Below are 16,956 nucleotides of genomic sequence, written 5' to 3'. Positions count from 1 at the left end.
GAATATGGCTAAAACTATTAAAGTAACTCAAACTCGTAGCTCTATCGCTCGTTTACCGAAGCATAAAGCAACGTTGAAAGGCTTAGGTCTTCGTCATATTCGTCATACCGTTGAGTTAGAAGATACTCCAGCAGTACGTGGTATGATCAATCAAGTTTCATATATGGTTAAAGTGGAGGAATAATAGAATGCGTTTAAATTCTCTTTCTCCAGCTGAAGGTGCTAAACACAGTGCAAAACGTTTAGGTCGCGGTATTGGTTCTGGTTTAGGTAAAACTGGTGGTCGTGGTCATAAAGGTCAAAAATCTCGTACAGGCGGCGGTGTTCGTCGTGGTTTCGAGGGTGGTCAAATGCCTTTATACCGTCGTTTACCAAAATTTGGTTTTACTTCTCTTAAAGCATTACACGTAGCTGAAATCCGTTTAAGTGACTTAGCAAAAGTAGATGGTAATGTTGTTACTTTAGAAGCGTTAAAAGCAGCAAACGTAATCACAAAAGATATTTTATCTGCAAAAGTAATTCTTTCAGGTAAAGTTGAAAAAGCAGTAGTGGTTAAAGGCTTAGGCGTAACTAAAGGTGCAAAAGCTGCTATCGAAGCTGCTGGTGGTTCTATCGAGGAATAATAAATGGCTAAACAACCAGGATATCAAGGTAATACCCAAAAAGGGACTGGTGAATTAAAATCACGATTATTGTTTGTTTTAGGGGCTTTAATCGTTTTCCGAATCGGTTCTTTTATTCCTGTTCCTGGTATTGATGCTTCTGTATTATCCGAGCTAGTACGACAACAGCAAGGCACCATCATTGATATGTTCAATATGTTCTCTGGTGGTGCTTTAAGTAGAGCTTCTATATTTGCGTTAGGGATTATGCCCTATATTTCAGCGTCAATTATTATTCAATTATTGACAGCGGTACACCCAGCACTTGCCGAATTGAAAAAAGAAGGTGAAGCAGGGCGTCGTAAAATTAGCAAATATACGCGTTATGCTACGTTGTTATTAGCATTTATTCAGTCTATTGGTATTTCATTAGCCCTACCGAATATGCTAGCTGGATTAGTTCCTAATCCAAATATGCTGTTCTATGTAACTTCTGTAATTAGTTTAGTAACAGGTACTATGTTCCTGATGTGGTTAGGTGAGCAAATCACTGAACGTGGCATTGGCAATGGTATTTCGTTAATTATTTTTGCAGGGATTGTTGCTGATCTTCCATCAGTAATCGGGCAAACTATTGAACAATCTCGCCAAGGTGAGATTTCATTATTAGTGTTATTACTAATAGCTGTAGTTGCATTTGCTGTAACATATTTTGTTGTCTTCGTGGAACGTGGACAAAGAAGAATTGTTGTAAACTATGCAAGTCGCCAGCAGGGAAGAATGATGGCACCTGCAAGACAATCTCATTTACCATTAAAAGTAAATATGGCTGGTGTAATCCCAGCAATCTTCGCTTCAAGTATTATTTTATTCCCAGCAACCATTGCACAATGGTTCGGAACAAGTGAAGGTTTTGAATGGTTATTTGATTTATCACAGTTATTACAACCAGGTCAGCCACTCTATATTGTATTATTTACAATGGCTGTAATCTTCTTTGCATTCTTTTATACGGGAATGCAATATAATCCTCGTGATACAGCGGATAATTTGAAAAAATCAGGTGCGTTTGTACCAGGTTATCGACCAGGCGAGCAAACATCTCGTTATATCGATAAAGTAATGACACGTTTAACCTTAATTGGTGCGTTATATATTACCTTTGTTTGTTTGGTTCCTTATATCATAACATCATTATGGAAAGTATCTTTCCAATTAGGCGGTACTTCATTATTGATCGTTGTGGTTGTTATTATGGATTTCATCGCACAGGTTCAAAGTCATCTCATGTCTTTACAATATGACTCTGTGTTGAAGAAAGCCAATTTGAAAGGCTTAGGGCAATAATCCCTTAGATCAAAAAGGATAAGCAATGAAAGTTCGTGCTTCAGTTAAAAGAATGTGTCGTAACTGCAAAGTTGTTAAACGTGAAGGTGTTGTACGCGTAATTTGTAGCGACCCTAAACATAAACAACGTCAAGGTTAATTGACATTATTTCTTGCAAAGAACCTGCTGAGCAGTTATACTGCTCAGCTCATTTCGTCCTGATATGCTGTTTGAGTATCCTGAAACGGGCTTTTCAAGATCAGCATATCAATAACTTTAGTTAAATAGGAGTGCATAGTGGCCCGTATTGCAGGCATTAACATTCCTGATCAAAAACACACCGTAATCGCACTAACTGCTATTTATGGCATCGGTAAAACTCGTGCAAAAGCGATCTGCGCTGCAACGGGTATTGCTGAAGATGTGAAGATCAGAGAATTGTCTGAAGAGCAGATTGAAAAACTGCGTGAAGAAGTTGGTAAATTTACTGTCGAAGGTGATTTACGTCGTGAAGTAACTTTAAGCATCAAACGTCTTTTAGACCTAGGTTGCTACCGTGGTTTACGTCATCGTCGTAGTTTACCAGTACGTGGTCAACGTACTAAGACTAATGCGCGTACTCGTAAGGGTCCACGCAAACCGATCAAAAAATAATCGGAGTAGATAAATAATGGCTAAAACACCAGTTCGTGCACGTAAACGTGTAAAAAAACAGATCGTAGATGGCGTAGCTCATATCCACGCATCTTTCAATAATACAATCGTAACCATTACTGACCGTCAAGGTAATGCTCTAGCTTGGGCAACTGCGGGTGGTTCAGGTTTCCGTGGTTCTCGTAAATCAACTCCATTCGCTGCTCAAGTTGCTGCAGAGCGTTGTGCAGAAATGGTTAAAGAGTTTGGTTTAAAGAATTTAGAAGTTATGGTTAAAGGTCCGGGTCCAGGTCGTGAATCAACAATCCGTGCATTAAACGCAGCGGGTTTCCGTATCACGAACATTACAGATGTGACTCCGATTCCACATAACGGTTGTCGTCCACCGAAAAAACGTCGTGTTTAAGACGTTAGGATAATTGGAGAAAGAAAATGGCAAGATATTTGGGTCCAAAACTCAAGCTAAGCCGTCGTGAAGGTACCGATTTATTCCTTAAATCAGGTGTTCGCGCGATCGAGTCAAAATGTAAAATTGATACAGCACCAGGTCAACACGGTGCTCGTAAACCACGTTTATCTGACTATGGTAGTCAGTTACGTGAAAAACAAAAAGTTCGCCGTATCTATGGTATTTTAGAACGTCAGTTCCGTAACTACTATAAAGAAGCTAACCGCTTAAAAGGCAATACCGGTGAGAACTTATTAGTATTGTTAGAAGGTCGTTTAGACAACGTTGTTTACCGTATGGGTTTCGCGGCTACTCGTGCTGAAGCACGCCAATTAGTAAGCCACAAATCTATCGTAGTGAATGGACGCGTTGTAAACATCCCTTCATATCAAGTTTCTGTTGATGATGTGATTGCTGTTCGTGAGAAATCTAAAAAACAAGCACGTATCAAAGCATCATTAGAGTTAGCAACTCAACGTGAAAAACCAACTTGGTTAGAAGTTGATGCAACTAAAATGGAAGGTGTATTTAAACGTACTCCTGAGCGTTCTGATCTATCAGCAGATATTAATGAACATCTGATCGTTGAGCTTTACTCTAAATAATAGTTAAAGCTTAAAAGCAAAGAGAGGATAAAATGCAGGGTTCTGTAACAGAATTTTTAAAGCCACACTTAGTGAATATTGAGCAAATTAGTTCAACTCACGCAAAAGTGACCTTAGAGCCGTTAGAGCGTGGTTTTGGCCACACTTTAGGTAACGCACTTCGTCGCATTTTACTTTCATCTATGCCTGGTTGCGCAGTTACAGAAGTAGAAATTGATGGTGTATTACATGAATACAGCAGCAAAGAAGGCGTGCAAGAAGATATTCTTGAAGTATTGTTAAACCTTAAAGGTCTAGCGGTAAAAGTGCAAAATAAAGATGATATTATTTTGACACTCACTAAATCTGGGATTGGCCCTGTAACTGCAGCCGACATTACTCACGATGGTGATGTTGAAATTGTGAATCCAGATCACGTAATCTGTAACTTAACGGATAAAAACGCATCTATTAACATGCGTATCCGTGTTCAACGTGGTCGTGGTTATGTACCAGCATCTGCTCGTGTACATACACAAGACGACGATCGTCCAATCGGTCGCTTATTAGTGGATGCACGTTTTAGCCCAGTAGATCGCATTGCTTACAATGTTGAAGCTGCTCGTGTTGAACAACGTACAGACTTAGATAAGCTCGTTATTGAGATGGAAACTAACGGAACATTAGATCCAGAAGAAGCCATCCGCCGTGCTGCAACGATTTTAGCAGAGCAACTCGCTGCATTCGTTGATTTGCGTGATGTTCGTCAGCCAGAAGTGAAAGAAGAGAAACCGGAATTTGATCCAATTCTTCTTCGTCCAGTAGATGACTTAGAGCTGACAGTTCGTTCTGCTAACTGTTTGAAGGCAGAGACAATTCACTATATCGGTGATTTAGTACAACGTACAGAAGTTGAGTTATTAAAAACTCCTAATCTTGGTAAGAAATCACTTACTGAAATTAAAGATGTTCTCGCTTCTCGTGGCTTATCACTCGGTATGCGCCTTGAGAATTGGCCTCCAGCAAGTATTGCTGAAGACTAATTTTAGGTTTAGATTTTCTTAGAAGGAATAAGGTTATGCGCCATCGTAAGAGTGGACGTCAACTAAACCGTAACAGCAGCCATCGTCAGGCGTTGTTCCGTAATTTAGCAAGTGCATTAGTTAGTCACGAAATCATTAAGACAACGTTGCCAAAAGCAAAAGAATTACGTCGTGTAGTTGAACCATTAATTACTTTAGCAAAAGTAGATAGCGTTGCTAATCGTCGTTTAGCTTTTGCTCGTACTCGCAACATCGAAACCGTTGCTAAATTATTCAATGAATTAGGTCCACGTTTTGCAAACCGTGCGGGTGGTTATACTCGTATCTTAAAATGTGGTTTCCGTGCAGGTGACAACGCGCCAATGGCTTACATTGAGTTAGTTGATCGTCCTGAAGTTGCAGCTGAACAAGCGGCAGAATAATTCTACATTGACTTAAAAAGCCCGATATTTTATCGGGCTTTTTTTGCAAAAAATTTGAATGATCTAACCGCTTGTCTAGAACGATTATTTCTTTTTAGATTCAGATAAACTAATGCATAGTTATTCAATCGTATTTTCGATCTTCGGAGTTTTTTATGAAAAATGTATTAGTGATCAAATCAAGTATTCTTGCAGATAATTCCACTTCAAATAAATTAGTTGATTACCTTAAATCTAAAATTTCAGCAAACTTTACTGAACATGATTTCGGAGTAAGTCCACTTCCTTATTATGATTTAAATGCGGCATCTGGTACACGTGGTGAACCACAAAATGACGCGCAACGTGCAGCACTGGATTTATCTAATAAATTAATTGGTGAGGTAAATAACAGCGATGTACTTGTATTTGCTGTACCAATGTACAATTTAGGTATCCCTGCTCAACTTAAAACCTATATTGATTACTTAAACCGTGCAGGTGTCACTTTCCGTTACACAGCGAATGGTCCTGAAGGTTTAATCAAAGGTAAAAAAGCAGTGGTAGTACTTGCTCACGGTGGTATTTATAAAGATGGTCCTGCGGACTTAACTAAAATGTATATGCAAACGGTGTTAAACTTTATCGGTATTACTGATGTTAAGTTTGTATATGCAGAAGGTATTGGCTATGGTCCAGATGTTGCAGCGAAGGCAGTTGAAGCTGCAAAAATTGAATTAGATCGTATTGCTCAATCGCTTTAATTTCTTTTAAAAATACCACCGTAATAGGTGGTGTTTTTATGTAATCGTTTGTCTTTTATCCATATCAAATAACTACACAATATTTACAAATAATCATTTCAATCTTACCGCTTTTCAGTTAGTCTATTACTGTCTATTTGTTTATCTTAACTATAAGGAAACTCACTATGGAAACTCTCTTTCAAGTAGCTCAAAATTGGTTAGATCAAGATCCTGATTTAGAAACTCGTGCAGAGTTAGAGCAATTGATTTCGCAAGCAAAAGCAAATGATGCGAAAGCTCAAGCTGAATTAGCTAGCCGTTTTGATGGACGTTTACAATTTGGTACTGCAGGCTTACGCGGTCGCTTACAAGCAGGTTCAATGGGTATGAACCGCGTACTTGTTGCTCAAGCAGCGGGTGGTTTAGCAGAATTTCTCAAAGGCTATGACAAAGAGCCATCTATCGTGTTAGGTTATGATGGACGTAAAAATTCAGATGTGTTTGCTCGTGATACAGCAGAGATTATGGCGGCAGCAGGCATTAAAACTTACCTTCTTCCAAGAAAATTACCGACCCCAGTGCTTGCTTATGCAATCAAATACTTTGATACCACAGCAGGTGTAATGGTCACAGCAAGCCATAACCCACCTGAAGATAATGGCTATAAAGTTTATTTAGGTAAAGCAAACGGCGGTGGTCAAATCGTATCGCCAGCAGACCAAGAAATAGCAGCTTGTATTGATAAAGTAGCACAAGGCAGTATCAAAGACTTACCACGCAGTCAAAATTACATCGTATTAGATGATGAAATTGTTGATGCGTATATTGCAAAAACAGCAAGCCTCGCTAAAGAGCCACAAGTAGATATTAACTATGTTTATACCGCAATGCACGGCGTAGGTTATGAAGTATTAAGCAAAACATTAGCCAAAGCAGGTTTGCCACAACCATCTATCGTTGCTGAACAAGTATGGCCAGACGGCACATTCCCAACGGTAAACTTCCCGAACCCAGAAGAGAAAGGGGCATTAGATTTAGCAATTAAAGTGGCTAAAGAGAGAAATGCGGAATTTATTATTGCAAATGACCCAGATGCAGACCGTTTGGCAGTGGCAGTACCAGATGCACAAGGCAATTGGAAACCTTTACACGGCAACGTTATCGGTTGTTTCTTAGGTTGGTATTTAGCAAAACAATACCACGCACAAGGCAAAAAAGGTATTTTAGCTTGCTCACTTGTATCTTCACCAGCACTTGCAGAAATTGCGAAGAAATATGGCTTTGAGTCAGAAGAAACATTAACAGGCTTCAAATATATCGGTAAAGTAAACGGTTTATTATTCGGCTTTGAAGAAGCATTAGGCTACTTAGTTGATCCAGATAAAGTGCGTGATAAAGACGGTATCTCTGCAGCGATTATGTTCTTAGACTTGGTTCGTAACCTGAAAAAACAAGGTAAAACTTTAGCAGATTATGCAGATGACTTTACTAAAGAGTTTGGAGCTTATGTAAGCGGTCAGATCTCTATCCGTGTTGATGATTTATCTGCAATCGGCAAGTTAATGACAGCATTACGCACTAACCCACCAAGCGAAGTCGGTGGTTTCAAAGTAGCGACTTTCTTAGATCATACGAAAACAGATCGCCAAAGCGATATTTTAGTATTTGTGCTTGAAAACGGTAGCCGTTTAATCGCTCGTCCATCAGGTACAGAACCGAAAATTAAGTTCTACTTAGATGCGCGTGGTACTGATCCGAAAAACGCAGAAGAAGTATTAGCACAGTTTGATGCAAGCGTGCGTGCAATTCTTCGTAAAGAGCAGTATGGTAAGCAAAATTGCTAATTGCAAAATTTGAGTGAAAAGACACCGCTGTTAAGGCGGTGTTTTTGTATGTGAGAAGGAGTTTTCCTTGCCTTTTTGCAAAAAATCCGTATAATCCGACCGCTTGTTCTCTCTTTTTTGAACAAGTTTCGCACCCTCACCTCGAACGAGGGTTTTCTTTTTTACTATCATTAAACTTTTAGAGGACGGTTATGGTAACCATTCGTTTATCTCGTGGCGGAGCTAAAAAACGCCCATTCTATCAAATCGTTGTCGCTGACAGCCGTAGCCCACGCGACGGTCGTTTCATCGAGCGTATCGGTTTCTTCAACCCTATCGCAACTGGTAACGCAGAACGTTTACGTTTAGACGTTGCTAAAGTAGATGCTTGGGTTGCTAAAGGTGCATCACTTTCTGATCGTGTTGCAGTATTAGTGAAAGAAGCGCGTCAAGCAGCTTAATTCCACAAATTAAATAAGTAGGTGAATATGAGCGAGCAAAAAATTGAAGTTGTCGGAAAATTAGGTTCAACCTATGGTATCCGTGGCTGGCTACGCCTTTATTCATCGACAGAATATCCTGAAAGTATTTTCGATTATCAGCCGTGGTTCTTAAAAATTAAAGGGCAATGGCAACAAATTGAACTCGAAAGTTGGCGTTATCACAACAATGATTTGATTGTGAAATTAAAAGGCACAGAAGACCGTGAAACCGCACAGCTATTAACCAACGCCGAGATTGGTGTGGATTTAGCCGTGTTTCCAGAATTGGAAGAAGGGGATTATTATTGGCACGATTTGATCGGTTGCCAAGTGGTAAACCTTGAAGGTTATGCAATGGGAACTGTGACCGAAATGATGGAAACAGGTTCAAATGATGTGTTGGTGGTAAAAGCTGGCAGTAAAGATGCTTTCGGTAAGCAAGAACGTTTAATCCCGTTCTTATATGAACAAGTAGTTAAAAGAGTAGATCTCGCCACTAAAACAATTACAGTGGATTGGGACGCTGGTTTCTAACCTCAGGTATGCAGTGAGCTTTAGCAGTCGCATTTCGTAGGTCAAAATATGTGGATTGGTATTATTTCCCTTTTCCCCGAAATGTTTAAAGCAATTACTGATTTTGGGGTAACAGGTAGAGCAGTAAAACAAAATCTCTTACAAGTACAGTGTTGGAATCCCCGAGATTTCACACACGACAAACATAAAACGGTGGACGACCGCCCTTATGGTGGTGGGCCGGGTATGTTGATGATGGTGCAACCGCTTCGTGATGCAATTCGTGAAGCAAAAGCAACCGCTTGTAAGGAAGACGGTGTAGAAGCTAAAGTGATTTATCTCTCACCGCAAGGACGTAAACTCGATCAAGCTGGTGTACAAACGCTGGCAACAAATCAAAAATTGATTTTGGTTTGTGGGCGTTATGAAGGCATTGACGAGCGATTGATCCAAACTGAAATTGATGAAGAATGGTCAATTGGTGATTACGTTCTCACTGGGGGGGAACTTCCTGCAATGACGTTAATTGACGCTGTTGCACGGTTTATCCCTGGGGTATTAGGCAAACAGGCTTCAGCGTTGGAAGACTCTTTCGCAGAAGGTTTATTGGATTGTCCGCATTATACTCGCCCTGAAGTATTAGATGGCTTACCTGTACCGCAAGTGCTGATGTCGGGTCACCACGAGCAAATTCGCAAATGGCGATTAGAACAGTCGCTAGAACGAACGTGGTTAAGACGCCCTGAGCTATTGGATAGCCTAGCTCTGACTGACGAACAACGCGTGTTGTTGAATAACATAAAGAAACGACACAAATCAGTTAATTCTAGGACATAGAAGGTTTATTAAAATGAGTAACATCATCAAACAAATCGAACAAGAACAGTTAAAACAAAACGTACCTAGCTTCCGTCCAGGTGACACATTAGAAGTTAAGGTATGGGTAGTAGAAGGTAGTAAAAAACGTTTGCAAGCGTTCGAAGGCGTGGTTATTGCAATTCGTAACCGTGGCTTGCATTCTGCATTCACCTTACGCAAAATTTCAAACGGCGTAGGCGTTGAGCGTGTATTCCAAACTCACTCACCAGCGATTGACAGCATTGCTGTTAAACGTAAAGGTGCGGTACGTAAAGCTAAACTTTACTACTTACGTGAGCGTTCAGGTAAATCTGCACGTATCAAAGAGCGTCTTGGCGAATAATTTTCGCTTATGCGTTAATGCAAAAAGAAAGCCTTGGGGAAACCCAAGGCTTTTGTTTTTTGATCGACTTCCTTGTTGTTTTACATCTAAAACAGCATAATGGCACTTATTCTATTCAATAAGGCAAATTTATGATCAATAAAGATACTCAACTTTGTATGTCCCTATCGGGCAGACCAGGCAACACTGGCACTTATTTCCATAACTATCTTTATCAAAAGCTCGATTTAAACTTCGTTTATAAAGCATTTACCACCAAAGATATTGAACACGCAGTCAAAGGCGTGAGAGCCTTAGGTATTCGGGGCTGTGCGGTGTCTATGCCGTTTAAGGAAGCCTGTATGCCGTTTTTAGATGAAATTGATGCATCTGCAAAAGCGATTGAATCGGTCAATACGATTGTCAATACCAATGGCTATTTGAAAGCCTATAACACCGACTATATTGCGATTGAGAAATTAATTGCAAAATATCAGCTCGATCCAACCGCTTGTGTGATTGTGCAAGGCAGTGGCGGTATGGCAAAAGCGGTTGTTGCGGCATTTAAACATTCAGGTTTTACCAATTTGAAAGTCTATGCTCGTAATCAAGAAACAGGAAAATATCTCGCTGAGCTTTACGGTTATCAATATATCAATAGCCTTGAAAATCAACAGGCGGACATTTTAGTCAATGTCACTCCGATTGGTATGAAGGGCGGAAAAGAAGAGTTTGACTTAGCCTTCCCCGAAATGATGATTCAACAGGCTCAAACGGCTTTTGATGTGGTGGCAATGCCAGCGGAAACACCTTTGATTCAGTATGCGAAAGCTCAAGGCAAGCAAGTGATTTCTGGTGCAGAAGTGATGACGCTACAAGCAGTTGAGCAGTTTGTGCTTTATACAGGGATTCGTCCAAGTGATGAGTTAATCGTAGAAGCAGCAACTTTTTCCAGATCGAATCAATAAGATAGACAAGCGGTGGGGGTCGGTAAAAATTTTGCAAATACAAAATTTCATTCAACTCCCACCGCTTTTTCCCTTAAAGTTTCTGTTCCATCAAGGTTTTTAACGGTTCAAGCCCCAAGCGTTCATAGAAATGGAATGCCCCTTGGTTGTCATCATTATTGTTTATCCTAAATCGTGTTTAACTGTGTAGCAAGTTGATTTAATACCATTTCGGTATCATCAAGCAATAGCTCAAATTTTTCCATACCAAACTGCTGGCTTACTTGCAATTCTGCTTCGGTTAGCTGAGCGATAATCGGGTCGATAAAGATTTTACCGCTTGCACTTAAAGCAATCAACTTACTGCGTTTGTCGTTCTCATTGTAAATTTTTAAGCGGATCTCACCGCTTTCTAATCTAACGCTTTAATCCCTTGAATAATTTGGCAATGGTCAATGTCTTCCGCCTGACAGTCAATTAATGGCTCAAGCAATGCTTTAATTTGATTGAGCTGATCGATTTGATGCTCAATTTGGATTAAACGCTGTTTCGTTAATTTATCCACCAGTTCGCAACGATTATGTGGATTAGTTTGCAACATAATTAGTTGCTTAATTTCCTCTAAGCGAAAGCCGATCATTCGACAACTTTTAATAAAATGGAGCTGGTTGAGCTGTTTTTCACTAAACAAGCGATAGCCGTTTGGTTGCCTTGTTGCAGTATCAATTAGCCCCAGTTTTTCATAGTAACGAATGGTTTCCAAATTCACGCCACTTTCTCGGCTTAATTCACGGATTTTAAAAAATTTTGCCATGGATGCTTGACCCTGTAATTGCTACGGAGTTTATAGTTTACGCCAAGTTAAACTAAAACACACGGAGAGACTATGGCTTGTACGACTTCTTGCTGTACTTCACACAGTACACACCTTTCCCCGAAATATCGCAAAGCATTATGGATTGCCCTTGGATTAAATATCACTCTGTTTTTCATTGAAATCGTGATGGGCGTAAAATCGGGTTCTGTTTCTTTACTTTCGGATAGCTTAGATTTTTTTGGCGACAGCGCCAATTATGTGATTAGCTTGATCGTGTTGCCCATGGCGTTAAGTTATCGTGCCAAAGCCTCTTTATTAAAAGGAGCAACCATGGGCGGATTTGGACTATTTATTTTAATCACAACCCTCTATCGTTGGGCTTATGGCGAACTGCCAAACCATAGTGAAATGAGTGTAGTCGGTGTGCTTGCCTTATTCGCAAACCTAACAGCCTTGTGGGTGCTTTATCATTTTCGTGATGGCGATAGCAATATGAAGAGTGTTTGGATCTGCTCCCGCAATGATGCGATAGGGAATATAGCGGTCATTTTGGCGGGGATTGCGGTCTATTTTACCCAGTCGAAATATCCCGATTTGATCGTTGCTTTCGTTTTGGCTTTATTAGCTCTGCAAGGTGCGAGAGAGATTATTGCTAAGGCATTAATGGAATTGAAAGGATAAGAAAATAGCGGTGAGATCCAGTGAAAAATTTGCAAATTTTTCACTGGATCTCACCGCTTGTATGATTATTTCTGATATTTTTGATAATTCAACTGCAACCACTGTAAGCCCACAACGGCAATCACATTATCAATTTTACCTTCAACGACCCATTGGTACGCTTGCTCACGGCTCACAACGTGGACGAGAATATCTTCGCCTTCTTCTTCCAAGCCGTAAACACCGCCGACTTGAGTGCTATCGACTAAGCCTAAAAAGAGATGTAAACGCTCAACTGCTCCGCCTGGGCTGTCCCAAATGCTTAAGGCGTGTTCCACATTGCTGACGGTTAGACCTGCTTCTTCGTAGCTTTCACGGATAGCGACATTTTCTGGCGTTTCCCCTTCATCTACCATTCCAGCAATCAGTTCCACTAACCAAGGGGATTGATTGCTCGTTGGATCGTAAGCACCAATGCGGACTTGTTCGACTAACACTACGGCGTCTTTGACAGGATCATAGGCAATTAATGCGGCTGCCGAGCCTTTAATCATTAATTCACGCACAATTTCACCGCTTACTCCACCATTAAATAACTTGTGGCGGAAATACATTTTTTTCATGGTGAAATGGCCTTGATAAACCACTTCTTCTTTTAAAATCTCTAAATCTTTTTGTTGAAATTGATGAATTTGAGTCATGACTCTCTCCTTAGCTCTTACGTAAACGGTCGGTATGAACGACATAGAGTGCGACAACCATCACTAAAATGGCAAGGGCAAAAAGTAGCGTATGCATTGCATTTGAGTGATCCACAATAATTAAACGTACCATAGCCGTAATACCGATATATAAAAAATAGCGTAATGGGAAATGATAGTTATATTTGAAATATTGAACAATCAAGGCTAAAAATTCAAAATATAAAAAGAAAATCACAATTTTTTCTACAATTTGAAATTTATCACTGTGATTAAAAAATAAATCAATTAATGTATAAGCTTCATAGAAAAGGGAATAAGCAAGAATAGAACCAATGGCTAATAAAGAAATATTTAAAATCCATTGAAATCCTTCTGAAATTAATTTTCCAAACCGAGAATGTTTGCTTTCTAAATTAGTATTTAAATGGGTGTTTGACATGGTATTCCTTAATTTACTTGATAAATAATAGGTTGAATATCCGTTAAGGGAATAAATTGATTATTATGCCATTGTTGAAGTGTCGGCAATGATAACACAGATTGCGATTGCTCAAAGAAGTAAGCTAAATAAAACGGGAGTTGATAATAAAAATGTAACTTTCCACTTGGGCTATATGCCGTGGTCAGTGTTTGCTTACTTAAGGAGTGAGTCACTTCTTTAAGCTTAACAATACCCATACCCTGTGATTTAAGCACCGCTTCACGTAAGCACCAGCTCAGGTAGAAGCGAGCATCCAGTGAAGTTAACTCAGGTAAAATGTTAGGATTGAGAATTTCAGTAATCTCTTGCTCACTTGCATAATAATGCAGTAAATCATGAAATCGTCTGATTTTTTGCGGATGTTCAATATCAATCCCCACCGCGTTTAATGGTTTGTGATATGAAAAAATAATCGCGACCCAATCACCAGAATGGCTAATATTAAAATCAATATAGGGATGGGAAATAAAAGGTCTGCCACTTGCTGTTCTTTCAATTTGATTTAATAAATCTTTATCTAAATTAAATTTTTCAAAAAGTTGATTTAATAGAAAATAAGCCATACGGCGACTTTTCCATTTTTTAATTTGCCGTTCAGATAATGTTTGCTCTAATATATTTTTAGGTTTAGCATAATCTAAAAATATATCAGGAATATCTTCATCATGATGAGCAAAAATAATGTGCAAGCGGTCAGTTTCCATGATTTTTTTACAAATTTGTTTTACAAAAACAGCTATTTAAATGATCATCAACAAGCCCCATGGATTGCATAAAGGCATAGCAAGTGGTTTCCCCCACAAAAACAAAACCTTTCTTTTTCAATGCCTTAGACATCGCAGTTGAAACGTTCGTTTTGGCTGGAACTGCACTTAATGTGGGAACATCGTTGATTTGTGGTTGGTTGTTCACGAAAGACCAGATAAATTGGCTAAAGTCTTCGCCGTTGGCTTGCATGGCGAGATAGGCTTTCGCATTTTTAACAATCGCTTCCAGCTTTGCTCGATGGCGGATCAAACCTGCATTTTGCATAAGCTGATCAAGATCGGCTTCCGTCATTTTGGCAATTTTTACAGGATCGAAATGATAAAAGGCTTCACGATAGGCTTCTCGCTTTTTGAGTACAGTGATCCAATATAGCCCAGCTTGTTGCCCTTCAAGGCAGATTTTTTCAAATAGCTTCTGGCTGTTATATTCAGGTTTGCCCCATTCATTATCGTGGTAATTCACATAGATTTCGCTGTCACCAGCCCAGCTACAACGTGTTGTCATTATTTCTCCTTGTAAAAAGACCGCTTGTGACAAGCGGTCAGATTTATTGAATTTTTTGCAAAATTACTTCGTGATTTTCCAAGCCGTTTCGGTTTTACGTAAGCGGACTTTTTTATCTGGAGATACGTAGCCACCTTTTACGACATTCAGGATTGTCTTCTCGGGAAGATCTGCCGCAAAGACTTCTGCCTGTGCTTTATCGTCAGATAAGATCACATAAACGGCTAATGTGGCATTGGCTGGCTCTTCTAGGGTAATGTCTGCTACGTTAAATGGTTGCACACATTGTTGCTTCAAATAAGAATAACTTTGCCCCGCTGAAGGTAAACAGCCGTGTTTATCTGTTGTTCCGCCAATAGCTCGTTCGCTCGATGTTGGCGAACAAGCCATTAATGCAGCCGTTAAACTTAAGGTCATAAATGGCTTTAACATTTCTTACTGTCTTGGTAAATAACGAGCAGGGTCAACAGACTTACCTTGATAACGAATTTCAAAGTGAAGTTTGTTGCTGTTTGTACCAGTGCTACCTAAAGTTGCAATGGTTTCACCTGCTTTGACATTATCTTGCTCTTCCACTTTGATGCTATCGTTGTGTGCATAAGCACTTAAGAAGTCATCGTTATGTTTAATGATGATTAAGTTACCGTAACCTTGTAGTGCGTTGCCAGCGTAAACTACGCGACCTGCCGCCGCTGCTTTAACGGCTTGACCTTTTGTTCCCGCAATATCTAAACCTTTGTTACCGCCTTCAGATGATGAGAAACCTGAAATTACACGACCTTGTGTTGGCCATTGCCATTTGATTGATGAAACAGCTGGTGCTGGGGTGGTGTTATAGCTTGGTGCACTCGGGCTGGTTGCCGTCGTTGCTGTTACACGTGGTGTCGCAGTTCCTGCTGTTGCGGTAACCGCTGTTCCGGCTGTTGCTGTGACGACTGGGCGAGTGACAGGTGCTGTTGCATCGCCTGCGCCTGCTTTAACTGGGCCCGTAATAGTGCCATCAGAACCATAAGCCGTACCATTTGGTGCTTGTGTGTAAGTAACTACAGGCTCAACTTGAACAGGTTTTGGCGCAGGTTGTGGTGCTGCTTTTGCGGTTTGAGTTTCTGTTGCGACCGGTTGGCTATTACCCAGTTTTAAGGTTTGTCCTACACGCAGTTGATAAGGCTCGCTCATATTGTTTAATGCAGCCACTTCTTTGACATCTTTACCCGCAATGTAAGCAATTAAGAACATGGTATCGCCTTTGCGTACGGTATAGGTGTCTCCGTTATAGAAACCTTTGTCGATTTGGCTATAAATTGGCGCATTGTTCTCATCACGCGGAATGGTGAAATCTTGAGGAACTTGTTTTTTCGTTGTTTTGGTAGTTGTTGCTTTTGGTTTTTCTACGGGCGTAGGCTTAGGTTGCGCAACAGGTTGCGGTGCTTGATACACAGGCTGTGGTGTAGGTGGTGTATAAGTTGGGGTGGTCATCGTTGTTGGCATGGATGTGCTTTGGACATCAGTTTGCCAACCATAGCTAGTGTCTGTTGCACCTGTACCTGAAACTGGCTGCATTACACCAGGTGAAAGGTCTGCACCATCCGCATTAACAACAGGTGCTGGAGTATTAGAGCCACAAGCAGTCAACACAAGCGCTGCTAATGGAAGTAATAAAAAAGATTTTTTCATTCTAAATGTCCTTTAAACAAAATAAGAACGCCAAAAATGGCGCTCTATAAATAATAGTATGTATGAGTAAAAATGTGTTTAGTTAAGAATTATTTTACACGTAAAACCTGGCCAACTTTTAATGGCGTTGCCGTGCTTAGGTTATTTAATGTCGCAAGTTGATTTGCTGTTTGTCCTGTTAAATAAGCGACTAAGAACCAAGTATCATGTTTTCCAACTGTATAAGAGCTATCTGTATAGCAACCTTTTGGGATTTGGCTATAAATTGGGGTATTACTGCTATCTCTTACCACATTACAGTTCCCGACCATTTCACTTGCTCCACTCATATTCGTTTGACCATAGCTTGGTTGGCTATATGTCGGTTGAGTTTGCCCGTAAGTTGGTTGAGGCGCAGGTGTATAGCTTGGTTGTTGAGCTTGATAGCTAGGCTGTGTCATAGAGCTTGGCATTTCAGCTTGCTGAACCTCAGTTTGCCATGCAGAACCTGCTTCCGTCACCTCTACATTTGGAGAGGTTTCAGATGTATTTGATGAACACGCTGTTAATACTGCAGCAGCGAATGGAAGTAGAAGAAATGATTTTTTCATAATAGCCT

Annotated in this window: 26 protein-coding genes; 17 read left to right on the top strand and 9 right to left on the bottom strand. The window is 40.1% G+C overall.

Features of this window, described 5'->3' with window-relative positions:
* Positions 1-4 precede the first annotated feature (4 nt).
* From rpmD to EXH44_RS04885, 16 genes are all read left to right on the top strand, one after another.
* Entirely contained in the window at positions 5-184 is a 180-nt protein-coding gene (gene rpmD / locus EXH44_RS04960) for a 50S ribosomal protein L30 (protein WP_005711983.1), read from the top strand.
* Positions 185-188: 4 nt separating this feature from the next.
* The gene (gene rplO / locus EXH44_RS04955) at positions 189-623 is read left to right on the top strand and encodes a 50S ribosomal protein L15 (protein ID WP_162856518.1); all 435 of its coding nucleotides are present in this window, start codon (positions 189-191) and stop codon (positions 621-623) included.
* Positions 624-626: 3 nt separating this feature from the next.
* A complete protein-coding gene (secY, locus tag EXH44_RS04950; protein WP_005711980.1) occupies positions 627-1,949 on the top strand; it encodes a preprotein translocase subunit SecY in 1,323 nt (440 codons plus the stop codon).
* 25 nt (positions 1,950-1,974) lie between these two features.
* Complete coding sequence (gene rpmJ, locus EXH44_RS04945; RefSeq protein ID WP_005705974.1) at positions 1,975-2,088, top strand: 50S ribosomal protein L36; 114 nt, start codon at positions 1,975-1,977, stop codon at positions 2,086-2,088.
* A gap of 138 nt (positions 2,089-2,226) precedes the next feature.
* Positions 2,227-2,583, top strand: coding sequence for a 30S ribosomal protein S13 (gene rpsM, locus EXH44_RS04940; protein WP_005599322.1), 357 nt, complete (start codon positions 2,227-2,229; stop codon positions 2,581-2,583).
* Positions 2,584-2,599: 16 nt separating this feature from the next.
* Positions 2,600-2,989 (top strand): 30S ribosomal protein S11, encoded by a 390-nt coding sequence (gene rpsK, locus EXH44_RS04935; RefSeq protein ID WP_005711978.1) that lies wholly within the window; start codon positions 2,600-2,602, stop codon positions 2,987-2,989.
* Between the two features lie 26 nt (positions 2,990-3,015).
* Complete coding sequence (rpsD, locus tag EXH44_RS04930; protein WP_005711975.1) at positions 3,016-3,636, top strand: 30S ribosomal protein S4; 621 nt, start codon at positions 3,016-3,018, stop codon at positions 3,634-3,636.
* 32 nt (positions 3,637-3,668) lie between these two features.
* Positions 3,669-4,658: a DNA-directed RNA polymerase subunit alpha gene (locus EXH44_RS04925; protein ID WP_135675871.1), complete on the top strand. Its 990-nt coding sequence runs from the start codon at positions 3,669-3,671 to the stop codon at positions 4,656-4,658.
* Between the two features lie 35 nt (positions 4,659-4,693).
* Positions 4,694-5,080: a 50S ribosomal protein L17 gene (rplQ, locus tag EXH44_RS04920; RefSeq protein ID WP_005711970.1), complete on the top strand. Its 387-nt coding sequence runs from the start codon at positions 4,694-4,696 to the stop codon at positions 5,078-5,080.
* A 155-nt stretch (positions 5,081-5,235) separates the two neighbouring features.
* Positions 5,236-5,823, top strand: a complete 588-nt coding sequence (locus EXH44_RS04915; RefSeq protein WP_162856517.1) for an FMN-dependent NADH-azoreductase — start codon at positions 5,236-5,238, stop codon at positions 5,821-5,823.
* Between the two features lie 167 nt (positions 5,824-5,990).
* Positions 5,991-7,649: a phospho-sugar mutase gene (locus tag EXH44_RS04910; protein WP_162856516.1), complete on the top strand. Its 1,659-nt coding sequence runs from the start codon at positions 5,991-5,993 to the stop codon at positions 7,647-7,649.
* A gap of 191 nt (positions 7,650-7,840) precedes the next feature.
* A complete protein-coding gene (gene rpsP / locus EXH44_RS04905) occupies positions 7,841-8,089 on the top strand; it encodes a 30S ribosomal protein S16 (RefSeq protein WP_010787201.1) in 249 nt (82 codons plus the stop codon).
* A gap of 27 nt (positions 8,090-8,116) precedes the next feature.
* Positions 8,117-8,644, top strand: coding sequence for a ribosome maturation factor RimM (gene rimM / locus EXH44_RS04900; RefSeq protein WP_162856515.1), 528 nt, complete (start codon positions 8,117-8,119; stop codon positions 8,642-8,644).
* Positions 8,645-8,692: 48 nt separating this feature from the next.
* Entirely contained in the window at positions 8,693-9,460 is a 768-nt protein-coding gene (gene trmD / locus EXH44_RS04895) for a tRNA (guanosine(37)-N1)-methyltransferase TrmD (protein WP_021115523.1), read from the top strand.
* A gap of 13 nt (positions 9,461-9,473) precedes the next feature.
* Positions 9,474-9,824 carry a 50S ribosomal protein L19 gene (gene rplS / locus EXH44_RS04890; RefSeq protein WP_162856514.1) on the top strand — a complete coding sequence of 117 codons (351 nt, stop codon included), beginning with the start codon at positions 9,474-9,476 and terminating at the stop codon, positions 9,822-9,824.
* Between the two features lie 131 nt (positions 9,825-9,955).
* On the top strand, positions 9,956-10,771 hold the full coding sequence (locus EXH44_RS04885; RefSeq protein WP_162856513.1) for a shikimate 5-dehydrogenase: 816 nt from the start codon (positions 9,956-9,958) through the stop codon (positions 10,769-10,771).
* Between the two features lie 167 nt (positions 10,772-10,938).
* Here the strand turns inward: EXH44_RS04885 and EXH44_RS04875 are convergent, their stop codons facing one another.
* Both EXH44_RS04875 and EXH44_RS04870 read right to left on the bottom strand, forming a co-directional pair.
* Positions 10,939-11,109: a hypothetical protein gene (locus EXH44_RS04875; protein WP_244238745.1), complete on the bottom strand. Its 171-nt coding sequence runs from the start codon at positions 11,107-11,109 to the stop codon at positions 10,939-10,941.
* 53 nt (positions 11,110-11,162) lie between these two features.
* A complete protein-coding gene (locus tag EXH44_RS04870; protein WP_162856512.1) occupies positions 11,163-11,564 on the bottom strand; it encodes a heavy metal-responsive transcriptional regulator in 402 nt (133 codons plus the stop codon).
* Between the two features lie 72 nt (positions 11,565-11,636).
* Here EXH44_RS04870 and EXH44_RS04865 point away from each other — a divergent pair, with 72 nt between their 5' ends.
* A complete protein-coding gene (locus tag EXH44_RS04865; protein WP_162856511.1) occupies positions 11,637-12,248 on the top strand; it encodes a cation efflux transmembrane domain-containing protein in 612 nt (203 codons plus the stop codon).
* Positions 12,249-12,313: 65 nt separating this feature from the next.
* Here EXH44_RS04865 and nudF read toward each other — a convergent pair whose 3' ends face one another.
* The 7 genes from nudF to EXH44_RS04830 form a co-directional block, all read right to left on the bottom strand.
* Positions 12,314-12,928 carry an ADP-ribose diphosphatase gene (gene nudF, locus EXH44_RS04860; RefSeq protein ID WP_162856510.1) on the bottom strand — a complete coding sequence of 205 codons (615 nt, stop codon included), beginning with the start codon at positions 12,926-12,928 and terminating at the stop codon, positions 12,314-12,316.
* Positions 12,929-12,938: 10 nt separating this feature from the next.
* On the bottom strand, positions 12,939-13,370 hold the full coding sequence (gene psiE / locus EXH44_RS04855; protein WP_162856509.1) for a phosphate-starvation-inducible protein PsiE: 432 nt from the start codon (positions 13,368-13,370) through the stop codon (positions 12,939-12,941).
* A gap of 8 nt (positions 13,371-13,378) precedes the next feature.
* A complete protein-coding gene (locus EXH44_RS04850; RefSeq protein ID WP_162856508.1) occupies positions 13,379-14,116 on the bottom strand; it encodes a 4'-phosphopantetheinyl transferase family protein in 738 nt (245 codons plus the stop codon).
* Between the two features lie 7 nt (positions 14,117-14,123).
* Entirely contained in the window at positions 14,124-14,684 is a 561-nt protein-coding gene (locus tag EXH44_RS04845) for a DNA-3-methyladenine glycosylase I (protein ID WP_162856507.1), read from the bottom strand.
* 63 nt (positions 14,685-14,747) lie between these two features.
* Positions 14,748-15,116, bottom strand: a complete 369-nt coding sequence (locus EXH44_RS04840; protein WP_162856506.1) for a hypothetical protein — start codon at positions 15,114-15,116, stop codon at positions 14,748-14,750.
* Positions 15,117-15,119: 3 nt separating this feature from the next.
* A complete protein-coding gene (gene nlpD / locus EXH44_RS04835; protein WP_162856505.1) occupies positions 15,120-16,358 on the bottom strand; it encodes a murein hydrolase activator NlpD in 1,239 nt (412 codons plus the stop codon).
* An 89-nt stretch (positions 16,359-16,447) separates the two neighbouring features.
* A complete protein-coding gene (locus tag EXH44_RS04830) occupies positions 16,448-16,948 on the bottom strand; it encodes a LysM peptidoglycan-binding domain-containing protein (protein WP_162856504.1) in 501 nt (166 codons plus the stop codon).
* Positions 16,949-16,956: the final 8 nt, after the last annotated feature.

Source organism: Actinobacillus indolicus, from assembly GCF_004519515.1.
Classification (GTDB): Bacteria; Pseudomonadota; Gammaproteobacteria; order Enterobacterales; family Pasteurellaceae; genus Glaesserella; species Glaesserella indolica_A.
The sequence above is the reverse complement of the archived record's forward strand: the minus strand, read 5'-3'. Positions and strand labels throughout refer to the sequence as shown.